The following is a 23,439-nucleotide window of genomic DNA, read 5'->3' as shown; positions in this document are numbered from 1 at the left end:
ACATGAGCATGATGATGCGTGATTCAGAAAGGCGGGGCGCGGACTACAGGAGAAGCATAACGTTCAGGAAGGACAATGCGGGAAATAAAATGAACAACCAGTGCTTCTGATAAAGATGCTGTCAGTATGGGATTGGGCGAGCCTGTTGCGAACAGCGCCGGCGTATACGAAAAGAGTACGCAGTAACCGCAAGCAGCATGGTCCATCATCATGGATGGCGATGAGGGAGAATGGTGTGATTGCGTCGCGTGATGCCCGGACATCTGATGTCCGGTATGATTATGATGCGGTTCGGCTATACTGCCGCTGTGGCTGGCGGACGCTGTTGGATCATGTGCGTCGGCCGTATGTGCAGTCGAGCTATGCGTGTTTGTACCATTTTCATGAGCATGGGCTCTATGAAGCACCAGTGTTTGTGAAATCACTGGGGCAATGAAAATGGTCAAAATAGCGAAGATGCCGACCCAGGCTGGGAAACTTCGCCGTCGTAGTGCGGACAAAAGCATAGCAGTCTTAATTCAACAATACCGGGTTCAGCCAAGGAGTGTACTTTACTTGTCCCTGCATTGTTACACAAATGTTTATACCCGGCATACTGCAAGTGACAGGTGAAGTGCTGTCGCCATCCGTTCTGATTTCTATCAATGCCACGTCAGGAAATTGTAAGGGCGTAAACGGAATAATCCTACGCACGCGCAAGGCGATATTCGCTATAGTCCGTGGCTGTTTTCCATTTTGACAACCCGGTTTATCATGCTTTAGCGTTCTCGTTGTTTAAACGCTGACCTATTATGATGAACAATATCTTTATCAAGTTGTCGGAAAGCTAACTTATCCATTAATATGGATTTTAGTTGATTGAAGCACACGAACAGGGGGAGCTGTGCTGGATAATAAATTTGGGTTTAAACAGCGGGTTGCTAGCCTTCGCTGGCTGTCCGCCGCCGTTATGTTGTCAGTAAGCGCAGCGCCAGCTTGGGCATTCTCTATTGATGATGTGGCACAGCAGGCCGAAAAGCTGGCTGAAAAGGGTTTTGAAGCGCCGAAAAGTAATCTTCCTGCGCAATTCCGTGATATGAAATTTGCGGACTACCAGCAAATTCGTTTCAATAACGACAAATCATACTGGAATAATGTACAGACGCCTTTCAAACTCCAGTTTTACCATCAGGGCATGTATTTCGATACCCCGGTGAAAATTAATGAAGTGACGGCGACAACGGTTGATGAGATTAAATACTCTCCTGAGTATTTTGATTTTGGTTCCGTCAATCACGATCCTGAAACGGTTAAAAATCTCGGCTTTGCCGGTTTTAAAGTTCTCTATCCGATCAATAAAGCAGATAAGAACGATGAAATTGTCAGCATGCTGGGTGCCAGCTATTTCCGTGTGGTAGGTAAGGGCCAAATTTATGGCTTATCTGCGCGTGGTTTGGCGATCGATACAGCGTTGCCTTCTGGTGAAGAATTCCCGCGTTTCCGTGAGTTCTGGATTGAACGTCCAAAACCAAATGATAAACACCTGGTGATTTATGCGCTGTTGGATTCGCCACGTGCTGCAGGGGCTTACCGTTTTACCGTTTATCCGGGGCGTGACAGCGTCGTAGACGTTCAGGCTAAAGTCTTCCTGCGTGATAAAGTGGGCAAGCTGGGTATCGCTCCGCTGACCAGTATGTATCTGTTTGGGCCGAACCAGCCGTCGCCAACGCTGAACTACCGTCCAGCGCTGAACGACTCTAACGGTCTGTCAATTCATGCCGGTAATGGCGAATGGATTTGGCGTCCGCTGAATAATCCTAAGCACCTGTCCGTGAGCACTTATGCGGTAGAAAATCCGAAAGGGTTTGGTCTGCTGCAGCGTGGCCGTGATTTCGCCGCCTACGAAGATCTTGATGACCGTTACGATCTGCGTCCAAGTGGCTGGGTTGAGCCAAAAGGCGAATGGGGCAAAGGAAAAGTTGAGCTGGTTGAAATCCCTACCGCGGATGAAACCAACGACAATATCGTTGCCTTCTGGACACCTGATGTGTTGCCAGAAACGGGCAAACCGCTGGATATTAAATATCGTCTGCACTTTACGCGCGACGAAGATCAACTGCATTCCCCGAACATTGCCTATGTTCAACAGACCCGCCGTTCTGCCGGTGATGTTAAACAATCTAACCTGATCCGCCAGCCTGACGGCACGATCGCTTACATTGTGGATTTTGTTGGACCGAATTTAAAAGAGTTGGATGAGAGCACTCCGGTCGCTTCTCAGGTCAGCATTGGCGACAACGGCGAGATTGTAGAAAATAATGTTCGCTATAACCCGGTAACTCATGGCTGGCGTCTGACGCTGCGTTTGCGTGTGAAGGATGCGAAACAGCCGACTGAAATGAGAGCTGCGTTGGTTAATGGCGAGACGACATTGACTGAAACCTGGAGCAATCAGCTGCCTGCTAATGAATAAGTCAACTTCTTCTCTCGATTATATTGAGAAGCTTCCTCTGCCTGCTCCGCAGGCAGAGGTTCTTCGCGAAAAATTACCGCAAGCGGCCTGGAACGATCAGGCCGTTTTGCATCAGGCTTTGTCTGAAGGCAGCCAGTCTGAAGGTCGTCAGGTCAATGTTCAGGCAGAAGACGATGTTGCGCTGCATTCTGTGCAGGCTCGTCTTGAAATGGCCTGGGCTGATGGTCTGGACAACGGCAAGCAGCTCGGCACAGACAGGGAAGGGCGGACGGCATTAAAAGCGATGCCTGTCATCACCCGCGCCTCTATGTTCCCTGATGTTTGGCGGACGAACCCATTGATTCGCTGGTGGGAAAGTCTGCTGGGCCGTACCGTGCCGCCTCGTCCTCATTACAGCCCGGAAGAGAAAATTTCCGAAAACCGCTGGCGTCTGGTGGGGACAATTCGCCGCTATATTCTGCTGGCGTTGACGCTGTTCCAGACGGCGATCGCCACCTGGTACATGAAAACCATCCTGCCTTATCAGGGATGGGCGCTGATCGATCCGTTTGAAATGGCGGGTCAGCCTTGGACGCGCTCGGTGATGCAGTTGCTGCCTTATGTGCTACAAAGCGGCATACTCGTTCTGTTCGCGGTGCTGTTCTGTTGGGTGTCGGCCGGGTTCTGGACCGCGCTGATGGGGTTCCTGCAACTGCTGATTGGTCGAGATAAATACAGTATCTCTTCCACGACAGTGGGTAACGAGGCGCTGAATCCCGAGCATCGCACGGCGTTAATCATGCCGATTTGTAACGAAGACGTAGAACGCGTGTTTGCGGGATTACGTGCGACGTATGAGTCAGTTGAAGCGACGGGTAACCTTGAGCATTTTGATATTTACGTCCTGAGCGACAGTAACGATCCCGATATCTGCGTAGCAGAGCAAAAAGCCTGGATGGAGCTGTGTCGTGATGTTGGCGGAGCAGGGCGCATTTTCTATCGTCGCCGTCGCCGGCGCGTCAAACGTAAGAGCGGCAATATCGATGACTTCTGTCGCCGCTGGGGTAACCAGTACAGCTACATGGTGATTCTGGATGCCGATAGCGTAATGAGCGGCGAATGTCTGACGTCTCTGGTCAGGCTGATGGAAGCCAATCCGAACGCCGGCATCATCCAATCCTCGCCGAAAGCATCGGGCATGGATACGCTATATGCACGCTGCCAGCAGTTTGCAACGCGTGTCTATGGGCCGCTGTTCACCGCGGGTCTGCATTTTTGGCAGTTGGGTGAGTCGCACTACTGGGGACATAACGCGATTATCCGCGTTAAACCGTTCATCGAGCATTGTGCTCTGGCGCCATTGCCGGGTGAAGGTTCGTTCGCGGGGGCGATTCTGTCTCACGACTTCGTTGAAGCTGCGCTCATGCGCCGTGCTGGATGGGGCGTATGGATTGCATACGACCTGCCGGGAAGCTATGAAGAGCTGCCGCCTAACTTGTTGGATGAACTGAAACGTGACCGCCGTTGGTGCCATGGCAACCTGATGAATTTCCGGTTGTTCCTGGTTAAAGGTATGCATCCGGTTCACCGTGCCGTTTTCCTTACCGGTGTGATGTCTTACCTGTCTGCACCGCTGTGGTTTATGTTCCTGGTGCTCTCTACAGCCTTACAGGTTGTGCATACGCTGATGGAACCACAGTACTTCTTGCAGCCTCGGCAGCTGTTCCCCGTCTGGCCACAGTGGCGGCCGGAACTGGCTATCGCGCTCTTCTCGACGACATTGGTCTTGTTGTTCTTGCCAAAACTGTTGAGCGTGATTCTGGTGTGGGCGAAAGGGGCAAAAGAGTACGGTGGCGCTATCCGGGTATTTCTTTCCCTGCTGCTGGAAATGCTGTTCTCGGTCCTGCTGGCACCGGTTCGTATGCTGTTCCACACGGTGTTTGTTGTCAGTGCGTTTCTCGGCTGGTCGGTGCAGTGGAATTCTCCACAGCGTGATGACGATGCGACCCCGTGGAGTGAGGCGTTTGTGCGCCACGGTTCTCAGCTGATTCTGGGGCTGGTCTGGGCGATTGGCATGGCATGGCTGGATCTACGCTTCCTGTGGTGGCTGGCTCCGATTGTCTTCTCGCTGATTTTGTCGCCGTTCGTTTCGGTTTATTCGAGCCGTGCGTCATTGGGGCTGGGCTGTAAGCGTGCCAAGCTGTTGATGATACCGGAAGAGTTTAATCCGCCGCGCGAACTGGTCGCTACGGATGAATATTGCCGGTTGAACCACCAGCGTAGACTCGATAACGGGTTTATGCAGGCTGTCTTTGATCCGTCAGTTAACGCCCTTGCCAGTGCAATGGCAACGGCGCGCCATAGCTTCAGCCGCGCAATTGAAGATGTTCGTGAGCAGAATGTGCGTGATGCGTTGAATCGCAAGCCGGAAGAGGTGAGCAATAATCAGCGTCTGGCATTGCTTAGCGATCCCGTTACGATCTCGCGCCTGCACTACCATGTGTGGCAAAAGCCGGAAACGTATGCTGCGTGGGTTGAGTCTTATCAGAAACTGCCCGCACCTCATATCAAAAGCTAACTGCTCGTAGTGTAGAAAATTAGTGGTGTGAAAGATAAAGCAACGGCAATCAATGCCGTTGCTTTTTTTTCGACTGTCATAAGATGTCGCAGCTCCTGAAGCTACAGGAGTGCATTCGTTAATAAAGGGATGGTTCGCCTTCCGGACGCGTTTTAAAACGGCGATGCAGCCACATGTATTGATCCAGTGCGAGCAGAATGTTCCGTTCAACCACGTTGTTCATCCAAGCGGCAGTCACAGTTTCATTATCTACAGGTGCATCCTGTTCCGCAGGCTGGATCAGAAGCTCATAGCCTTTGCCATCAGGCAGTCGGCGAGGTACAAAAGGGATGACTGCCGGGCGTGCCGTTTTTATCAACATGTAGCTACCGCGGGTTGTCGCAGCTTTCTCTACGGCAAACAGAGGAGCGAATACGCTACTGCGTGGGCCATAATCATGATCTGGGGCATACCAGATAATGTCGCCCTGTTTGAGCGCGCGAATCATGCCTTTCAGATCTTTGCGGTCCAGCATGGATTTATTGGACCGCATTCTTCCCCACGTCTGTAACCAGTCAATCAGCTTGTTATCATTCGGACGATAGACGCCGATCCCCGGGTTGTACATGCCAAAAACGCGCGCACCGAGTTCCAATGTTAAAAAATGCAGCCCGATGAGCAGTACTCCTTGCTCCCGCTCGTTCTCAGGAAGGATGTGTTCAACGCCTGTCACTGTAAACCAGCGCTCGATACGCCAATTCGGCCAAAACCAGGCCATACCTGTTTCAACTACGCCCATACCGACAGATTCGAAATTCTTCCTGATTAATACATCACGCTCAGCCTGTGGCATGTCAGGGAAACACAGTTCAAGGTTGCGGGCAGCGATCTTGACGCGCTTTGGCAGCAGACGCATAGCCAGATAGCCAAGCGCGGTACCGATACGATAAATAACGGGGTAGGGAAGCAAAACGATAAGGTACAGGATGCCGATGCCCAACCAAGTGAGCCAGTAGCGCGGATGTAGTAATGAACGATTAAAAGAAGGGATCTGTGTCATGGCCTCAGTATCAATATTTTGGTGCTGGTCAGCACGCGAACCGTTAAAAAAAACGAGTTAATGGTCAACTACAAGATAGATTATTGCGGTGCTTTGCCAATAAAACAAATTACCGTCGTGTTATTGACTGATTTTTATGCAAAAAGCGGACTTGATCGTACCATCTTCAGGGAATGAGTTTTAACCTTTGTTGGCATACCGCGTGGTGAGAAGGGGAAGCGGCGACCCAGATAGGATCGCCTGACACATCGTATTCACCGTTACTGTTTGAAAATACCTCTGGCGTAGCGTGGTTCACTACGCCAGTACTGTGCTGGGGCGGAGACCTGTGCGCCTAGTCTGGCCGCCGCATGCCACGGCCAGCGAGGATCGAAGAGTATCGCGCGAGCCAGCCCGATAGCGTCTGCCTCACCGGTTGCAACGATCGCTTCAGCCTGTTCTGGTTCCGTTATCAATCCAACGGCGATGGTCGTAATACCCACCTCTTGCTTGATCCGCTGCGCATAAGGCACCTGATAATTAGGCGCAGGATGAATCTGTTGTAACGGCGATAGCCCGCCGCTGGATACATGAATGAAATCACAGCCCAATTCGTGCAGCGCTTTGCTGAGCTGTACGGACTGTTCCAGATCCCAACCGCCTTCCACACCATCTGTTGCAGAAATTCGTACGCCGACGGCTTTATGTTCAGGGAAAACGTCGCGCATCGCACGGTAAATTTCAATGACCAGACGCATCCGATTTTGAAGCGAGCCGCCGTAGCCGTCCGTGCGCTGGTTTGTCAGCGGTGAGAGGAACTGGTGCAGTAAATAGCCGTGGGCAGCGTGAATCTCTATCAGATCAAAGCCCAGACGATCCGCACGTTTAGCAGAGTCAACGAACGAGTCAATTAGCGCACGGATTTGCGATTCTGACATGGCCTGTGGTGTCGCATCACTGGCATTATAAGGAATAGCTGATGGTGCAATAGTCTGCCAACCGCCCTGGTCTGGGTGCAGAAATGCTCGTCCGCTCCACGGAACGCCTGTTGATGCTTTGCGACCCGCGTGCCCCAGCTGTATGCCGAGAGGCATGGCAGAATAGGTTTTGACTGCGTGAATCGCACCAGCAAGAGCCTGCTCCGTCGCGTCATCCCACAAACCAAGGTCGTGCGGTGAAATTCGCCCTTCTGGTGAGACTGCGGTTGCCTCAATAATCAGTAACCCAGCGCCAGAATGTGACAGGTTACCTAAATGCATGGTATGCCAGGCTGTCGCCTTGCCGTCCTCCGCTGAATACTGACACATGGGGGCAATGATGATTCGGTTGGGCAGTTCGAGTTTACCCAGCGAGACCGGGGAGAAAAGCTGGCTCATAATGACAGATCCTTCGATGATGATACTTCATGAAAGCGAAAATGAATCCCAGAGGTTATTGGTTTACGGTAAGGTCATGGGTTTACGGTAGATCACTCTTTCTCGTTGCGCTATTCATTTCATGCCCTGACAGCCTCTGCGCTATCAGGTATGATGCCGGGCGATTCAGTATGTCGAGCCATAGCTCGATGATGAACGCCACACGCTAACCTCAATGAAGACAGGAACGTACACCATGCCAGTGTTACATAACCGAATTTCTAATGAGGAACTGAAGGCGCGTATGCTTGCGGAAACCGAGCCGCGTACCACAGTTTCCTTCTATAAATATTTTACGATTGACGATCCAAAAGCCTTTCGCGATCGTTTGTATATTCAGCTTGAGCAATATAAGGTCTTCGGACGCATCTATATTGCTACTGAAGGGATTAACGCCCAAATCAGCGTACCTAATAATCAGTTCGATGCCTTTAAAGCCGCATTGTTCAGTGCACATACGGCACTCGATCAGATTCGCTTAAATATCGCTCTGGAAGATGACGGGAAATCGTTCTGGGTATTGCGTATGAAAGTACGCGAACGGATTGTCGCCGATGGCATTGACGACCCTACCTTTAACCCGGCGAATGTCGGGCAATATCTGAAAGCCGATCAGGTTAATGCGATGGCTGACGATCCTGATACCGTATTTGTCGATATGCGTAATCATTACGAATACGAAGTCGGGCATTTCGAGAATGCGCTGGAAGTGCCGTCGGATACGTTTCGTGAGCAGCTACCGATGGCGGTTGAAATGCTGGACGAGGCGCGTGATAAAAATATTGTCATGTACTGCACGGGCGGTATTCGCTGCGAAAAGGCCAGTGCCTACATGCTGCATCACGGCTTTAAGAACGTGTATCACGTCGAAGGTGGCATTATTGAGTATGCGCGTCAGGCTAAAGCCCAAGGCTTGCCGCTGAAGTTTATCGGTAAGAATTTCGTGTTTGATGAACGGATGGGAGAGCGTATCTCTGATGACGTCATCGCGCATTGCCATCAGTGCGGAGCGTCGTGTGATAGCCACACTAACTGCCGTAATGAAGGGTGCCATCTTCTGTTTATCCAATGTCCGAGCTGCGCCGCAAAATACGAAGGCTGTTGCAGTACGCAGTGCCAGGATGAGATGAAGCTGCCGCTGGAAGAACAAAGGGCGATACGCAGCGGGCGTGAGAATGGAATGAAGATTTTCAATAAATCCAAAGGATTATTGCAGTCAACGTTGCACATTCCTGCCCCAGCAGCGAAAGATAAGGCTGAATAGCGAACGGCTCATCATGCAATAAAAAGCCCTTTCCAATGGAAAGGGCTGTGTCGTGTTGATGCGTGGTGCTGCCTTATTTCTGGCGAACGCCTTCAACGGCAATAATCAGTTCTACATCCTGTGAAGCTGGACCCAAATCGGTCGTAATGCCGAAATCTTTCAGCTTGATAGTGCCTTCGGCTTGGAATCCTGCACGATAGTTACCCCACGGATCATCACCCTGACCGATGAGTTTGGCATCCAGCTTAACGGGCTTGGTGACGCCATTTAAGGTCAGGTTGCCGGTAATATCGTACTCTTCACCGTCTTTCTTCACTTCAGTGGACGTAAACGTTGCCTGCGGATGCTTGGTAACGTTTAAAAATTCTGCACTGCGAAGGTGCTTGTCACGTTCAGCGTGGTTAGTGTCAACGCTGTTGGTGTTGATAGTGACATTCACTTTATCCGCTGATGGGTTTTTCTCATCAAAGGTAAAGGCGCCATCGAAGTCGTTAAAGCTGCCGTAAAGCCAGCTGTAGCCGAGGTGTTTAATGCGGAATTCGATAAACGCGTGCTGGCCTTCTTTATCGAACTTGTATTCTGCCGCCAGTGCAGAACCGGCAGAGGCAAGCATGGATACTGCGGTCAGGCTCAGTAGTGTTTTCTTCAGCATTGGTATTTCTCCATAAATCCAGAAAGTTAAGGAACGTTGCGACCCAACATCCGTTTCAACGTGTTATCACCATCGATAAAGTGGTGTTTTAATGCGGCTAAACCGTGCAGCGCTGATAAGGCAACCACCGCCCATGCAAGATAAAGATGCACGTCGCCTGCTATATCGGCCTGATCCGTCAAGCCGCTGACAATGGCCGGAACAGAAAACCAGCCAAAAACTGAAATAGAATGCCCTTCGGCAGTGGAAATGAGATATCCACTAATGAGAATGGCGAAAAGAATGACATAAAGCGCAATATGAGCCAGCGTCGCGCTGACGCGGGTTAATGTGGAGTAGCTTTTCAACGGCGGAGGCGGTGGGGAGATAAAACGCCACACCACGCGAAAGATTAAGATGGCAAAGAACAGCACGCCAATGGCTTTGTGAATCTCTGGGGCACGGTGATACCAAATATTGTAGTACCCTAATGTGACCATCCACAGCCCTAAAGCGAACATGCCATAAACGGTTAACGCTGCAATCCAGTGCAAAAGAATGCTGATATGGCCATAACGAGAAGAGGTATTACGCCAAAGCATGGTGATAACTCCTTATCAGATCGGTAACGCAGTCAATTCGGCGAAATTTAACAGGAAGAAACATAAAATCAATATAAACTTTCAAATTGTAACATTATCATAAACATGAACAATTTTTTTGAATTTAAATTCATAATTTATTCAGTTTGGTTATGGAAGTTCTTTGCTGGAAATAGATATTTCTAATGCCTGTTTTCAGGCGAAAGATGAATAAAGACGGCAGTGAGATAAATTAATTGCACTGGAAAGCGGCTCTATTCGTTGAATAATGATGTAGCGGGTGATTATTAGTATCAGGGCGGTGATAGTATAAAAAGATAGGCGCGACTTAATTTATTGGCGGATATAAAAAGAAATGAGAATAGCCCTAAAATAACAACACCGCTCTATTGGCGGTGTTGTTATTTTTTAAGAAACTTAATGGGTATTGAATATAAAATTAATAACGTTATCAATTACTAATGTTTTCGATAATCACTGGCGTCACAGTCTGTTGATTCGATTTTTGCAATACCGGCTTCGAGTATATGTATCAGTTGCCTTGCAACATCGGTTGTTAGCCAAAGCGTCCGGTCGACATGTGCTTCATCTGGTGCTTGGTCCGAGGTGGATAAATAGTGCAAACGGATCATCATGGCGTCATAACTGTCAACGGTGCTGATGTCCCAACCTACAAGAGGATGTGTCTGAATAACTTCATTTTTTCTATCCATAAATACCCCTTATTGACTAGTTACTAACATGAGTGACTAATGAGGCTTCAGGTGGTTCATTTTTTTTAAATGAACATTATCAGTATACTGCTGCTTATTTAATTTATGGGAAATATTTTCGATTTTTCGTAAAAAATATTACACAGGCAGGTATGGCTAAGGGTTGTGTCAGATGAAATATCGGGACGAATAGATTTTCATCCCGAAGGTGTTGTTAACTGGGACGGCAGAGCATTATTCTACGCCAAATCCTGCATTTTTCTCCAATGCGGCAGCAAGTCGGGCAAGGTATTTCTTCATCGCTGGATCCCGATTCTCATTTTGAGATTCGAGTGCCAGATTGTGAATCATCAGCTTGTTTGCTTTCTCATCAAGGCAGAATGCCAGGGACGAAAAGGCAAGTTCCAGAGCGTCGATCTTGCGTTGTTGCTCGCCAATCAGCTCCAGCAGTTCCCCAAATGTCATTGCCTCTTCTGGTTTTTCTACCGTCATAACAGATACCCTCGGTCATAGCACATGGCGAAATGCCGCTTTAAGCTGCCATTACAGCCTATATCTTCGTTATTTTTCAAGCTTTAGATTACTCTGCAGTAAACCAGTCGTCGGCGCTTTCCCACGTTTCCTGCAAGATTTCAGAGATACGATCTTTGTCCTCTTTGCCACCCCCCATGACTGTCAGGTTATTTGCGGACGCATAACGAACCTGAATGGGCGTGTCGGGATAAATTTTGTGAATACGCTTTTCTAGCTCATGCCTGAGTGCTTCGACTGCACCGGCGGGTAAAGGCGTTGTCTTTGCAACAGTGATTTCTACGCGCATGCTGACCTCCAAATTTTAAACTGTTTATTTATACAGTTATTGCAAGTGGAGAACAAGACACGCAATAAAATTTAGCCCATCGGCACAATGCGGATGGGCTTGTCGATTAACGGACTGACCAGTTGAGGCTTTGTCCGGCCAGGAAGGGGATTAGCGACTCGTCGCCGAGCGCGATTTCTTCAGGGAACGTGACTGTTTCACGATGCAGCTCAATCCAGCTGTCGTTCACCGGCAGGCCATAAAAACGTGGGCCATTCAGGGAGCAGAATGCTTCGAGTTTATCCAGCGCGTTCATTTCTTCAAAAACGGTGGCGTATGTACTTAATGCCGCCTGAGCATTGAATACACCGGCACAGCCGCAGCTGGACTCTTTTCTGTGTTTTGCATGCGGCGCGGAGTCAGTGCCGAGGAAAAGCCGGTCACAGCCGCTAGCGACGGCTTCACGTAGCGCCTGCTGATGCGTATTGCGTTTTAAGATAGGCAGGCAATACAGGTGAGGGCGAACGCCACCAACCAGCATATGATTACGGTTAAACATCAGATGCTGCGGTGTAATGGTTGCGCCGAGATAATCATTACCTTCGACAACATACTGCGCGGCTTCTTTCGTCGTAATGTGCTCGAGGACGACTTTCAGCTCAGGGAACTGCTGGCGTAATGGTTCCAGCACCGTTTCGATGAAGCGTGCTTCCCGATCGAAAATATCTACGGCAGAGTCAGTTACTTCGCCGTGGATGAGTAACGGCATGCCAATTTTCTGCATTTGTTCCAGAATGCCGGAGATATTGGCGATGCTGGTGACCCCATGGCTGGAGTTTGTTGTGGCATTGGCCGGATAGAGTTTGGCGGCGGTAAAGACGCCTTGCTCAAAACCACTCACGACTTCGTTGGCATCAAGCGCATCGGTCAGGTAGCACGTCATCAGCGGATGAAAATCATCACCCTGCGGGATCGCGGCTAAAATACGCTGACGATACGCTATCGCGCTGGCTACGCTGGTAATCGGCGGTGTCAGGTTAGGCATAACAATCGCACGGCCAAAGAAACGACTGGTATAGGGGAGAACGGTTTCCAGCATCCGATCGTCACGCAGGTGAATGTGCCAATCGTCAGGGCGACGGATTTTAAGAATAGTGGGCTGTGCGGTCATGGAATTGCGCTCCGGCGGTCAGTAGAAAAACAGCATCTTTCGGTTGGTTTTGGGACTGATACGGCGGGGGATAAGGATAAGCGCAAAGCCATTTGAATGCATCCGTTTGTTGATGAATGCTTGAAATTAACCGTGGATTGGCATTTGATAGCATTATCTTTTCATTGATAAATAAGGGATGTATATGGAAATTCGTATTGTCGCTACCATTCAGGCAAAAGCTGAGTTCATTGCAGACGTTACCGCAACGCTGAAACGCGTGGTGGCACCTAGCCGACAGGAAGCGGGTAATGTGCAGTATGATCTGCATGAGGTTGTGGATAAATCCGGCTCGTTTGTGTTTTTCGAACGCTGGAAAGATCGCGATGCGTTGGCATCACATGAGCAGAGCGATCACTTCAAAAATCTGCTGGCAGAGCTGGATGGCAAAACAGATAGTGTAGATATCAAGCTATTGAATTTTCTAGGCTAACAAAACGTTATGCATAAAAAAACCCGCCAATTGGCGGGTTTTTGTCTATAGAAACCAGAATTACTCGCTGACCGGTGTAGGCTTGGTTGCTGGCGCAGTTGACTGGTTAACTGCGGCATGACCACCTGCCGAACCTTTTCCGGAGAACGGATAGGCAGGACGAACCCAATCACTGTGTCGAGCAGGCTCCGCATGATATGCCGGCGCTGGCGCTTTAGTCATTGGCGCTGTCGCATGGAGCTTATAACGCGGTTGCTCAGCAACGCTTGCTGCTTTTGCTACGCTCGATACAGGCGCTTCCACAATCGGTTGTGCGCTGATAGCAGATACCGGCTCATCCTGACGTTGTGGCGGGCTGACTTCCTGTACTGCGGAAACCGCAGGGGTAGAAACTGGTTCTGCCAGATCTGCTTTCTCAGTTGAATCAGCGATGCTATCTGCCTGCTGCTCTTCTGCGACCGCTTCGGTAGCTACGTTTTCAGCCACGGTATTTTCAGAAGCAACAGCGTCAACGGTTTCTTCAGTGACCTGAGTTGCCACAGTATCAGCAACTGGTGCTTCCTCAACGGCATTCACGGCAACTGCAGCGATAGCATCATCGATAGCGGTGTTCTCGGTAACTGGCTCGACGACGGTTTCTTCGCCTGCGGTACTCACCTCGACATCCACTACATTGCTATCCTGGATAACGTCGGCAGATTGTGCTGTAGCGGTTACAGCGGCTTCTTCCTGAACCACGGCTTCAGTAATCGCAACGTTTTCAACCGTGTTGGATTCCACTGTGTCAGCTTGTGCAGTCACTGCGGCTTCGACAACGGCAGGTAACAGCGGTGTTTCAATGGCTGCAACGTTCTCGTCCTGCTGTTGGCTTTCAGGCTGCTGTGGCTGTGCAAGCGGATAGCTAACCCACACTTTTCCTGATGCCATTTCCGGTGATGCGGCAGCAAACTCCAACTGCATTGGCGACTGAGACGGGTAACGCTCGTCACGATAACGGCGACGGCGCTGGCCGCTAACACGCAGGTGACGCGGAGAACGACGTGAACGACGCGGCATACCGCCATTCTCGCCATTGGCACGATTTGCATCGTTCTGCTCGTTATCGACCTCGTTATTGTCTACCGCAGCATCGCTTGGCTTGACGTAAGCTTGAACCTGCTCAGATGGTGCCGCGACGGGTGCGGTGCTATCTGAGAGGGTATCTTGCTGAGCATCGGACTGAACGCGTACTTTCTGCGTCAACTGACGGCGTTGGCGACGCGGCATAACCTGAGTCGGTTTATCCTGCTCGGCGGCATTGTCATCAGAATCATCAATAACTGGCTGTGCTTTTGCCTCAGCCGGAGCTTGACGGCGATCGTCTTGACGACGACGCTGACGTTCAGCACGTGGTTCACGACGCGGTTGCTCTTCCGAGCTGGACTTCTCCGCATTTTCCGCAGCGCGGGTGTCAGTAACCGCGTCCTCGTTTTGTCGCTTATTACGGCGCTGCTCATCACGCTGTTCACGATTGTCACGATTGTCACGATTGTCACGATTGTCACGAGAGCCACGATCGCGGCGATTATTACCCTGACGGCGTGAGTTCCGGCGTTCAGGGCGCTGACCTTCAGTGGATTTCTCTTCTTCGGCCTTCTTATCGTCAACGTTATCCGCTGCTTTTACCGCAGGCTCGGAAGCAAAGACGCTTTTTAAGGCGCTGAACAAGCGGCTAACGAGGCCCGGCTGAGCGACTTCCGCAGGTTTCGCTGCAGCAGGTGCCGCTTTAGCAATCGCTGGTGCGGTTTCCTCTGGCATTTCAGCCATGCTAAACGTCGCTAACGCGGGTTGTTCAGGCTGTTTACGCTCGATAGTCTGTTCGTCTTGCAACTGCTGCGTTTCCGTTTCCAAACGCTGAGGCAGCAAGTAGCTGAGCGTCGGTTTTTCTTCGCCTTTACGGACGCGAACAACGGAGTAGTGCGGTGTCTGCATACCGTCGTGTGGCACGATGATCGCGCGCACGCCGCCTTGACGTTTCTCAATGGCGTTAACGGCATCACGCTTCTCGTTCAGCAGATAAGACGCAATCTGGACTGGAACAATCGCGTGGACTTCTTTGGTGTTTTCTTTCAGCGCTTCTTCTTCGATCAGACGAAGAATAGACAGTGAAAGTGATTCATTGTCACGAATCGTACCGGTACCGCTACAGCGAGGGCAGACGTGGTGACTGGATTCACCCAGTGAAGGGCTCAGACGCTGACGCGACATTTCCAGCAGGCCAAAGCGGGAAATCCGACCGATCTGAATACGTGCACGATCCTGACGCACAGAGTCACGCAGGCGGTTTTCAACTTCACGCTGGTGACGAACCGGGGTCATATCGATGAAGTCGATAACGATCAGGCCACCGAGGTCACGCAGGCGCAACTGGCGAGCAATTTCGTCTGCGGCTTCAAGGTTGGTATTGAACGCTGTTTCTTCAATATCACCGCCGCGCGTCGCACGGGCGGAGTTGATATCGATTGCTGTCAGCGCTTCAGTCGTATCGATAACGATAGAGCCGCCGGACGGCAGGCGAACTTCACGCTGGAAAGCCGATTCGATTTGCGATTCGATCTGATAGTGGCTGAAAAGTGGAATTTCACCACTGTACAATTTGATTTTGCTGCTGAAATCAGGGCGACCCAGCGCAGAAATATGTTCTTTCGCCAGATCGAGAATTTTTGGGTTGTCGATCAGGATTTCGCCAATGTCCGGACGCAGATAGTCGCGGAAGGCGCGGACGATCACGTTACTTTCCTGATGGATCAGGAACGGTGCAGGGCGACCTTCGGCGGCTTTTTTGATCGCGTCCCAGTGTTTCAGACGGAACGCCAAATCCCATTGCAGCGCTTCAGCGGATTTGCCCACGCCAGCGGTACGAACAATGAGCCCCATGCCATCGGGCAGTTGCAACGATCCCAACGCTTCTTTGAGCTCGGTACGATCGTCACCTTCGATACGGCGTGAAATACCGCCCGCACGAGGGTTATTTGGCATTAAGACCAGATAGCTGCCTGCCAGACTGATAAAGGTGGTCAGTGCAGCGCCTTTATTGCCACGCTCTTCTTTGTCTACCTGAACAATGACTTCCTGACCTTCACGTAACACGTCTTTGATGTTAGGACGACCGTGAGAAGAATAGTTGCTAGGGAAGTATTCGCGGGCGATTTCTTTAAGAGGGAGGAAACCGTGTCTTTCAGCGCCGTAATCAACAAAAGCCGCTTCAAGACTAGGTTCGATACGAGTGATTTTACCTTTGTAGATATTTGCTTTCTTCTGCTCATGACCCGGACTTTCGATATCCAAGTCATACAGCCGTTGACCATCAACCAAGGCAACACGCAACTCTTCCTGCTGAGTTGCGTTAATTAACATTCTTTTCATCTTCAACTTACTCGTTATTTTTACTTGCATTATTGATAGAGCTGCGGACAAAAGAACCGCATGACCGGAGTGAACCGATGGTCTCGTGGCTTATCGCAGGGACGTCAACCTCCCGGTTGTCGCCTGCATAGAGACGCATGTTTCGGTAGCCTGTGTTTCCTGATGGAAAACAGCGCATTTACTGAGGGAACAGCTTCTGAATTATGTCGCCAGATCTGATTCCATTTGCCGGCCAAGCTGCAATCCGCAGCCCGCTAACTGCTTGATTTCACATTACGTCTTACGCCATTGCTGCGTGTGTGTCATCAGGCAAATTTAATAATTTCGCAATTTCCCCTTGTTTTATCGGAAATCCGCGTGGGAAACGCAAAAGCATTATTCCACTGCTGATACCGTTATAGCAAGGTGACTTTGCCTGTCTGTATAAAGATAGTTCTGTTGTTATCACCAAAACGGACAGGGTTTGATGCTACAGCCCAACTCACCCGTCCACTTACTCGACAATGCAACAATATCTTCATAAGTCAGACACACAGTTAAGCACAGAAAAAGAAGTGGCGCTATCGGGTTGCTCTATTTAGAATCGCGCATCATGAAAACAGATAATCCTTCAGTACAATTTGTGACGATCTCCGCAGATGAAGCGGGGCAGCGCATCGATAATTTTTTGCATACCCACTTAAAGGGTGTGCCTAAAAGCATGGTTTACCGTATCTTGCGAAAAGGTGAGGTAAGGATAAATAAGAAGCGGGTCAAACCTGAGTATAAATTGCTCGATGGTGATGTCATCCGTATTCCGCCTGTTCGACAGGCAGAACGCGATGAAACCCCTGTTTCTGCCAGTCTTGGTAAAGTGGCAGCGTTGGCCGAGTGCATTATTTATGAAGATGACTACCTGTTGGTGCTAAATAAGCCCTCGGGTACGGCTGTGCATGGCGGTAGTGGCCTAAGTTTCGGCGTGATTGAAGGGCTGCGAGCTTTACGCCCAGAAGCGCGTTTTCTGGAGTTAGTACACCGCCTCGATCGCGATACCTCGGGCGTTTTGCTGGTCGCCAAAAAACGCTCGGCCTTACGTTCTCTGCATGAACAGTTGCGGCTGAAAGGCATGCAAAAAGACTATCTGGCGCTGGTTCGCGGTCAGTGGCAGTCTCACTGCAAGGTTGTTCAGGCACCGCTGTTGAAAAATATCCTGCAAAGCGGTGAGCGCATCGTACGGGTAAACAGCGACGGTAAACCGTCAGAAACGCGTTTTAAAATAGAAGAGCGTTTTGAACACGCGACGCTGGTGCGGGCGAGCCCTGTTACCGGGCGTACGCATCAAATTCGTGTGCACGCCCAACATGCTGGGCATCCGATAGCGTTCGATGACCGTTACGGCGATCGTGAATTCGATCAGCAACTCGCGGACACGGGCTTAAAACGACTCTTCCTGCATGCGCAGGCGCTACGTTTTGAACATCCGAACACGGGTGAGACACTGAGAGTCGAGGCACCATTGGATAGCGGACTCCGTCGCTGTCTGCAGGTGCTGCGCAAGACAAAAGCATAACCACATAGACCTACATGCTTTTATCTGTCGGGATAGCCGCTTCATCGGGCTATCCCGATTTACTTTATATCGTCAATTTACATTGTCAGCGGATTCACGCCTTCCTTTTGTAGCATCTGCGTTAGCGCGATTAATGGCAATCCAATGAGCGTATTCGGATCGCGCCCGGATAGTCGTTCAAAGAGGGTAATGCCCAATCCTTCGCTTTTAAAGCTGCCCGCGCAGTTCCACGGCTGCTCTTTCTCCAGATAACCGTCAATTTCCGCTTCCGTTAGCGTACGGAAATGCACGTCAAATGGCTCTGCGAGGCTCTGCATTTCCTGAGTGGCACTATTGAAGAGCGCCAAACCCGTAAAGAAGGAAACGCACTTTCCGCTGGCCTGCTGTAACTGGCGTGTTGCGTTAACCTTATTATGTGGTTTTCCTGTTATGACGTTCTCCAGAACACAAACCTGATCGGAACCGATAATCAGGTGATTGGGGTAGTGCGCGGCCAGCGCTCGCGCTTTGCTTTCAGCAAGACGGATCACAAGATCGACAGCGCTTTCGCCGGGGCGAGGCGTTTCATCGATGTCTGGCGATGCGCAAACAAAGGGGATCGCCAGCTTTTCCAACAAGGCCCGGCGATAAGGTGAGGTTGAGGCGAGAATGATCTGCTGCATAATTTTTTGATAAACCGTAGCGTAATGATGAAAGGCATTTTAAACTGTGCGCCGCTCTGGAAGCGAATATTGGTGAAAGGTGGTGCATCACTGCCTTTTTCTTTGACTCTATGTCGTTACGACGTTAATATGCGCGCCCTATGCAAAAGGTAAAATTACCCTTAACCCTTGATGCGGTCCGCACTGCTCAGAAGCGTTTAGATTACGTTGGTGTCTATTCAGCTGAACAAGTAGCGCGTGTCGCCGAATCAGTGGTGAGTGTGGATAGTGATGTTCAGGCCTCTTTATCTTTCAATATTGATAATCAGCGTCTGGCAGTGATTGACGGTAACGCTGACGTTGCGGTCACACTGATGTGTCAACGTTGCGGAAAGCCGTTTGAACATCAAGTCCATGCGACATTCTGTTTTAGCCCGGTCGTCAATGATGAGCAGGCCGAAGCGTTACCGGAAGCGTATGAGCCGATCGGCGTTGATGAGTTTGGCGAAGTCGATCTGCTGGCAATGATTGAAGATGAAATTATTCTGATGTTGCCTATCGCCCCGGTGCATGATTCTGAACACTGTGAAGTGTCCGAAGCGGACATGGTGTTTGGTCAACTGCCTGCAGAGGCGGAAAAACCAAATCCGTTTGCCGTATTAGCCAGTTTAAAGCGTAAGTAATTAAGGAGTAAGGTCCATGGCCGTACAACAAAACAAACCTAGCCGTTCCAAACGTGGTATGCGTCGTTCACATGATGCGCTGACTACCGCTTCTGTATCCGTAGATAAAGTTTCTGGCGAAACTCACCTGCGTCACCACATCACTGCGGATGGTTACTACCGCGGTCGCAAGGTCATTGCTAAGTAATTCTTGCGAATTATTTGCAAGGCAATACCTTGACACGCCTAACTCTGGCGTTAGATGCGATGGGCGGGGATTTTGGTCCCTGCGTAACAGTGCCTGCTGCATTGCAGGCACTGGCTTCTAATCCAGCTCTCAATTTGTTATTAGTCGGCGATCCTGCTGCAATAACGCCATTACTTGCCAAAGTCGATTCTGATTTACTTTCCCGCTTAGAGATTGTTCCGGCGGAGTCGGTTATTGCTAGTGATGCGAGGCCATCGCAGGCTATTCGTGCGAGCCGTGGTACCTCAATGCGCATAGCGCTTGAGTTGATTAAAGACGGTAGGGCACAGGCCTGTGTGAGCGCTGGCAACACGGGGGCGCTGATGGGGCTAGCCAAGCTCCTGATTAAGCCACTGGAAGGCATTGAGCGACCTGCGTTGGTATCAGTATTACCTCACCAGCAACACGGAAAAACAGTTGTGTTGGATCTGGGGGCGAATGTTGACTGTGACAGCACGATGCTGGTTCAGTTTGCCGTGATGGGCTCAGTGATGGCAGAAGAAGTGCTGGAACTGACAAATCCTCGGGTCGCGTTGTTGAATATCGGTGAAGAAGAAAGCAAAGGGCTGAGCACTATCCGTGAAGCAGCGGCACAGCTAAAAGAAGCACCATCAATAAATTACATCGGTTATCTGGAAGGCAACGATTTGCTGACTGGGAAAACGGATGTGATGGTCTGTGACGGCTTTGTGGGGAATGTCACACTGAAAACGGTGGAAGGCGTGGTAAGGATGTTCCTGTCACTGCTGAAATCTCCAGCTTCAGGCCCTGGGCAAAAACAAAAGCGATCCTGGTGGTTGAAATGGCTAGGGCGTTTGTTACAAAAACGCTTATCAAAGCGTTTCGGTCATTTGAATCCCGATCAATATAATGGCGCATGCCTGCTAGGATTACGGGGAACTGTAATCAAAAGCCATGGTGCAGCAAACCAGAGAGCGTTTGCTGTTGCTATTGAACAGGCAATGCAGACGGTACGGCGGCAGCTTCCCGAACGGATTGCCGCTCGTCTAGAAGCGGTATTACCCAAGAGTGACTAAGCGTACATGTATACAAAAATAATCGGAACGGGCAGCTACCTGCCTGAAGAAATCAGGACGAACGCTGATTTAGAAAAGATGGTGGAAACGACGGACGAATGGATCGTCACACGTACTGGAATCCGTGAGCGCCGTATTGCCGCGCCGGATGAAAACGTGGCGACCATGGGATACCGTGCCGCGCAGAAAGCGCTGGAAATGGCGAATGTCGATCCTTCTGAAGTCGGTCTTCTGATTGTTGCTACAACATCATCAAGCCATGCTTTCCCTAGCTCTGCCTGTCAGGTTCAGCAACTGCTAGGGATCAAAGATACGATTGCCTTCGATCTGGCCGCTGCGTGTGCAGGTTTTACCTATGCGCTGAGCGTTGCCGATCAATATGTTAAAAGTGGTGCGGTGAAATATGCACTGGTGATCGGTTCTGATACGTTGTCTCGCACATTGGATCCTGAAGATCGCGGCACGCTGATTCTGTTCGGTGATGGTGCGGGCGCTGTACTGTTAACGCCGTCAGAGCAACCGGGTATTCTTTCTACCCATCTGCATGCCGATGGCCGCTATGGCGAGCTGCTGACGTTGCCGCATCAAGATCGTAACCACGCGGATACGCCGGCTTACCTGACGATGGCGGGTAATGAAGTCTTTAAAGTGGCAGTGACTGAACTGGCACATATCGTTGAAGAAACGCTGCAAGCGGCTCAACTGGATAAAAGTGAATTAGACTGGCTGGTGCCTCATCAGGCTAACCTGCGCATCATCAGCGCCACGGCGAAAAAGCTGGGTATGGGGATGGATAAGGTGGTTGTGACGCTGGATCGTCATGGTAATACCTCCGCAGCCTCTGTGCCTTCAGCGCTGGATGAAGCGGTACGCGATGGGCGTATTAAAGCAGGGCAACTGGTGCTGCTTGAAGCTTTCGGTGGCGGTTTTACCTGGGGTTCCGCGCTGGTTCGTTTTTAATTAAACAGGATTGTGATATGACGCAATTTGCAATGGTGTTTCCCGGTCAGGGATCGCAGACGGTAGGGATGTTAGCTGAACTTGCAGCAGAATACCCGATCGTCACCGAAACGTTTGCTCAGGCTTCTGAAGCGTTAGGTTATGACTTGTGGCAGCTTACCCAACAAGGGCCGGCTGAAGAGTTGAATAAAACCTGGCAGACGCAGCCTGCATTACTGACCGCTTCTGTTGCTATCTGGCGTGTCTGGCAGCAGCAGGAGGGAAAAACGCCTGCTCTGATGTCTGGTCATAGCCTCGGTGAATATTCCGCACTGGTTTGCGCGGGTGTGCTGGATTTCCAACAGGCTGTCCGTCTGGTCGAACTGCGTGGCAAACTAATGCAGGAAGCCGTGCCAGAAGGTACGGGGGCGATGTATGCCATTATCGGGCTTGATAACGAGGCTATTGCCAAGGCGTGTGAAGAATCCGCGCAGGGGCAAGTGGTGTCTCCGGTAAACTTCAATTCACCGGGTCAGGTGGTGATTGCGGGCAATAAAGACGCCGTTGAACGTGCTGGTGCTGCGTGTAAAGCGGCGGGTGCGAAACGTGCGCTGCCGCTGCCTGTCAGCGTGCCATCACACTGTGCGCTGATGGAGCCAGCAGCGAAGAAACTCGCTGTTGCGCTGGAATCCGTGACGTTTAATTCTCCGGTCATCCCCGTTGTCAATAATGTTGATGCACGCATCGAAACCACGCCGGAAGCCATCCGCGATGCGCTGGTGCGCCAGCTTCATTGCCCGGTACGCTGGACTGACTGTGTTGAATTTATGGCTTCTCAGGGCATTGAGTCGCTGTTAGAAGTCGGGCCGGGTAAAGTATTGACTGGCTTAACCAAACGAATCGTCGATACCCTGACAGCAGCTGCGGTGAACGATCCTGCTTCTCTATCAGCGGCGATTGAGAAATAAGAACGGAGAAAACAATGAGTTTTGAGGGGAAAATTGCACTGGTTACCGGTGCAAGCCGTGGTATTGGGCGTGCCATCGCCGAGACGTTGGTTGCCCGCGGGGCAAAAGTCATTGGTACCGCAACCAGCGAAAAAGGTGCTGAAGCTATTAGCGGCTGGCTGGGTGAGAACGGTAAAGGTTATATGCTGAACGTTGCCGATGCAGCATCAGTAGAAAGCGTATTAGCAGAAATTCGCGCAGAATTCGGGGAAATTGATATTCTTATCAATAACGCGGGTATCACCCGTGATAACCTGCTGATGCGTATGAAAGATGATGAGTGGCACGATATTCTGGATACCAATTTAACGTCGGTATTCCGCATGTCTAAAGCAGTGATGCGTGCCATGATGAAGAAACGTTTTGGCCGGATCATTACCATCGGTTCCGTTGTGGGAACGATGGGCAATGCAGGACAAGCTAACTACGCGGCAGCGAAGGCGGGACTGATTGGTTTCAGTAAATCCCTCGCGCGTGAAGTGGCTTCTCGTGGTATTACGGTCAACGTTGTCGCGCCTGGTTTTATCGAAACAGATATGACTCAGGCATTGACAGAAGAACAGCGAGCAGGCATTTTGACGTCGGTTCCAGCTAACCGACTCGGTGATGCTAAAGAAATCGCCAGTGCTGTTGTATTTTTAGCCTCTGATGAAGCTGCTTACATTACTGGCGAAACATTGCATGTCAATGGCGGCATGTATATGATCTAAAAAGCTCGAAAACTATTTGCATTATTTGCGGTGATAACCGCAAAATAGCACAAAATCGTGGTTCGACCAGCCGAGATTTTGTTGCATCTTTTCAAACATTTTATACACTACGAAAACCATCGCGAAAGCGAGTTTTGATAGGAAATTT

The 23,439-nt window shown here is 50.4% G+C and carries 22 protein-coding genes; 11 read left to right on the top strand and 11 right to left on the bottom strand.

The genetic code is table 11. From position 1 onward, the window contains the following. Positions 1 to 23: 23 nt before the first annotated feature. Positions 24 to 506 carry a DUF2946 domain-containing protein gene (locus HP572_RS11415; RefSeq protein WP_240583241.1) on the bottom strand — a complete coding sequence of 161 codons (483 nt, stop codon included), beginning with the start codon at positions 504 to 506 and terminating at the stop codon, positions 24 to 26. A gap of 443 nt (positions 507 to 949) precedes the next feature. On the opposite strand from HP572_RS11415, the gene HP572_RS11410 reads away from it, so the two are divergent. Beyond that, positions 950 to 2,452, top strand: coding sequence for a glucan biosynthesis protein G (locus HP572_RS11410; protein WP_240346588.1), 1,503 nt, complete (start codon positions 950 to 952; stop codon positions 2,450 to 2,452). Next, positions 2,445 to 5,009, top strand: a complete 2,565-nt coding sequence (gene mdoH, locus HP572_RS11405) for a glucans biosynthesis glucosyltransferase MdoH (protein WP_240583240.1) — start codon at positions 2,445 to 2,447, stop codon at positions 5,007 to 5,009. Before HP572_RS11410 ends, mdoH begins: the two co-directional genes overlap by 8 nt. 118 nt (positions 5,010 to 5,127) lie before the next feature. On the opposite strand, the gene HP572_RS11400 is transcribed toward mdoH, so the two are convergent. Both HP572_RS11400 and HP572_RS11395 read right to left on the bottom strand, forming a co-directional pair. Beyond that, on the bottom strand, positions 5,128 to 6,048 hold the full coding sequence (locus tag HP572_RS11400; RefSeq protein ID WP_240583239.1) for a Kdo(2)-lipid IV(A) acyltransferase: 921 nt from the start codon (positions 6,046 to 6,048) through the stop codon (positions 5,128 to 5,130). Between the two features lie 260 nt (positions 6,049 to 6,308). Beyond that, a complete protein-coding gene (locus HP572_RS11395; RefSeq protein WP_240583238.1) occupies positions 6,309 to 7,403 on the bottom strand; it encodes an NADH:flavin oxidoreductase/NADH oxidase in 1,095 nt (364 codons plus the stop codon). 235 nt (positions 7,404 to 7,638) lie between these two features. Between HP572_RS11395 and HP572_RS11390 the strand changes: the two genes are divergently transcribed. Next, the gene (locus HP572_RS11390; protein ID WP_240583237.1) at positions 7,639 to 8,706 is read left to right on the top strand and encodes a rhodanese-related sulfurtransferase; all 1,068 of its coding nucleotides are present in this window, start codon (positions 7,639 to 7,641) and stop codon (positions 8,704 to 8,706) included. 73 nt (positions 8,707 to 8,779) lie between these two features. Here the strand turns inward: HP572_RS11390 and HP572_RS11385 are convergent, their stop codons facing one another. The 6 genes from HP572_RS11385 to pyrC all read right to left on the bottom strand — a co-directional run bounded on the left by HP572_RS11385 (position 8,780) and on the right by pyrC (position 12,622). Further along, on the bottom strand, positions 8,780 to 9,355 hold the full coding sequence (locus HP572_RS11385; protein ID WP_205554674.1) for a YceI family protein: 576 nt from the start codon (positions 9,353 to 9,355) through the stop codon (positions 8,780 to 8,782). 29 nt (positions 9,356 to 9,384) lie between these two features. Further along, entirely contained in the window at positions 9,385 to 9,939 is a 555-nt protein-coding gene (locus HP572_RS11380) for a cytochrome b (RefSeq protein WP_010276123.1), read from the bottom strand. Positions 9,940 to 10,397: 458 nt separating this feature from the next. Further along, a complete protein-coding gene (bssS, locus tag HP572_RS11375) occupies positions 10,398 to 10,652 on the bottom strand; it encodes a biofilm formation regulator BssS (protein ID WP_010276127.1) in 255 nt (84 codons plus the stop codon). 234 nt (positions 10,653 to 10,886) lie between these two features. Then, positions 10,887 to 11,144: a hypothetical protein gene (locus tag HP572_RS11370; protein WP_010297192.1), complete on the bottom strand. Its 258-nt coding sequence runs from the start codon at positions 11,142 to 11,144 to the stop codon at positions 10,887 to 10,889. Between the two features lie 88 nt (positions 11,145 to 11,232). Then, positions 11,233 to 11,472 (bottom strand): DNA damage-inducible protein I, encoded by a 240-nt coding sequence (gene dinI, locus HP572_RS11365; RefSeq protein ID WP_205554597.1) that lies wholly within the window; start codon positions 11,470 to 11,472, stop codon positions 11,233 to 11,235. A gap of 106 nt (positions 11,473 to 11,578) precedes the next feature. Then, the gene (gene pyrC / locus HP572_RS11360; protein WP_205554596.1) at positions 11,579 to 12,622 is read right to left on the bottom strand and encodes a dihydroorotase; all 1,044 of its coding nucleotides are present in this window, start codon (positions 12,620 to 12,622) and stop codon (positions 11,579 to 11,581) included. Between the two features lie 184 nt (positions 12,623 to 12,806). On the opposite strand from pyrC, the gene HP572_RS11355 reads away from it, so the two are divergent. Then, a complete protein-coding gene (locus HP572_RS11355) occupies positions 12,807 to 13,094 on the top strand; it encodes a putative quinol monooxygenase (RefSeq protein WP_119888691.1) in 288 nt (95 codons plus the stop codon). A 60-nt stretch (positions 13,095 to 13,154) separates the two neighbouring features. Here HP572_RS11355 and rne read toward each other — a convergent pair whose 3' ends face one another. Continuing rightward, complete coding sequence (rne, locus tag HP572_RS11350; protein ID WP_240583236.1) at positions 13,155 to 16,499, bottom strand: ribonuclease E; 3,345 nt, start codon at positions 16,497 to 16,499, stop codon at positions 13,155 to 13,157. Positions 16,500 to 17,091: 592 nt separating this feature from the next. Between rne and rluC the strand changes: the two genes are divergently transcribed. Beyond that, positions 17,092 to 18,048, top strand: coding sequence for a 23S rRNA pseudouridine(955/2504/2580) synthase RluC (rluC, locus tag HP572_RS11345; RefSeq protein ID WP_010276147.1), 957 nt, complete (start codon positions 17,092 to 17,094; stop codon positions 18,046 to 18,048). Between the two features lie 77 nt (positions 18,049 to 18,125). Here the strand turns inward: rluC and HP572_RS11340 are convergent, their stop codons facing one another. Continuing rightward, positions 18,126 to 18,710, bottom strand: coding sequence for a nucleoside triphosphate pyrophosphatase (locus tag HP572_RS11340; protein ID WP_240583235.1), 585 nt, complete (start codon positions 18,708 to 18,710; stop codon positions 18,126 to 18,128). A 140-nt stretch (positions 18,711 to 18,850) separates the two neighbouring features. On the opposite strand from HP572_RS11340, the gene yceD reads away from it, so the two are divergent. Genes yceD through fabG form a run of 6 tightly spaced genes read left to right on the top strand, consistent with a single transcriptional unit; the run spans position 18,851 to position 23,291 of the window. Then, positions 18,851 to 19,372 (top strand): 23S rRNA accumulation protein YceD, encoded by a 522-nt coding sequence (yceD, locus tag HP572_RS11335; protein ID WP_205554592.1) that lies wholly within the window; start codon positions 18,851 to 18,853, stop codon positions 19,370 to 19,372. A gap of 16 nt (positions 19,373 to 19,388) precedes the next feature. After that, on the top strand, positions 19,389 to 19,559 hold the full coding sequence (rpmF, locus tag HP572_RS11330) for a 50S ribosomal protein L32 (RefSeq protein ID WP_005970518.1): 171 nt from the start codon (positions 19,389 to 19,391) through the stop codon (positions 19,557 to 19,559). A 29-nt stretch (positions 19,560 to 19,588) separates the two neighbouring features. Further along, positions 19,589 to 20,635, top strand: coding sequence for a phosphate acyltransferase PlsX (gene plsX, locus HP572_RS11325; RefSeq protein WP_039511822.1), 1,047 nt, complete (start codon positions 19,589 to 19,591; stop codon positions 20,633 to 20,635). A 6-nt stretch (positions 20,636 to 20,641) separates the two neighbouring features. Further along, complete coding sequence (locus tag HP572_RS11320) at positions 20,642 to 21,595, top strand: beta-ketoacyl-ACP synthase III (protein ID WP_240583234.1); 954 nt, start codon at positions 20,642 to 20,644, stop codon at positions 21,593 to 21,595. Positions 21,596 to 21,612: 17 nt separating this feature from the next. Then, positions 21,613 to 22,542, top strand: a complete 930-nt coding sequence (gene fabD, locus HP572_RS11315; protein ID WP_240583233.1) for an ACP S-malonyltransferase — start codon at positions 21,613 to 21,615, stop codon at positions 22,540 to 22,542. Between the two features lie 14 nt (positions 22,543 to 22,556). Next, on the top strand, positions 22,557 to 23,291 hold the full coding sequence (gene fabG, locus HP572_RS11310) for a 3-oxoacyl-ACP reductase FabG (protein WP_010276180.1): 735 nt from the start codon (positions 22,557 to 22,559) through the stop codon (positions 23,289 to 23,291). The last annotated feature ends 148 nt before the right edge of the window (positions 23,292 to 23,439 follow it).

The sequence above is a fragment of the Pectobacterium sp. PL64 genome, assembly GCF_022477975.1.
Lineage (GTDB): Bacteria > Pseudomonadota > Gammaproteobacteria > Enterobacterales > Enterobacteriaceae > Pectobacterium > Pectobacterium jejuense.
Note: the sequence above shows the minus strand (reverse complement) of the source record. Positions and strands in the feature narration are given on the sequence as shown.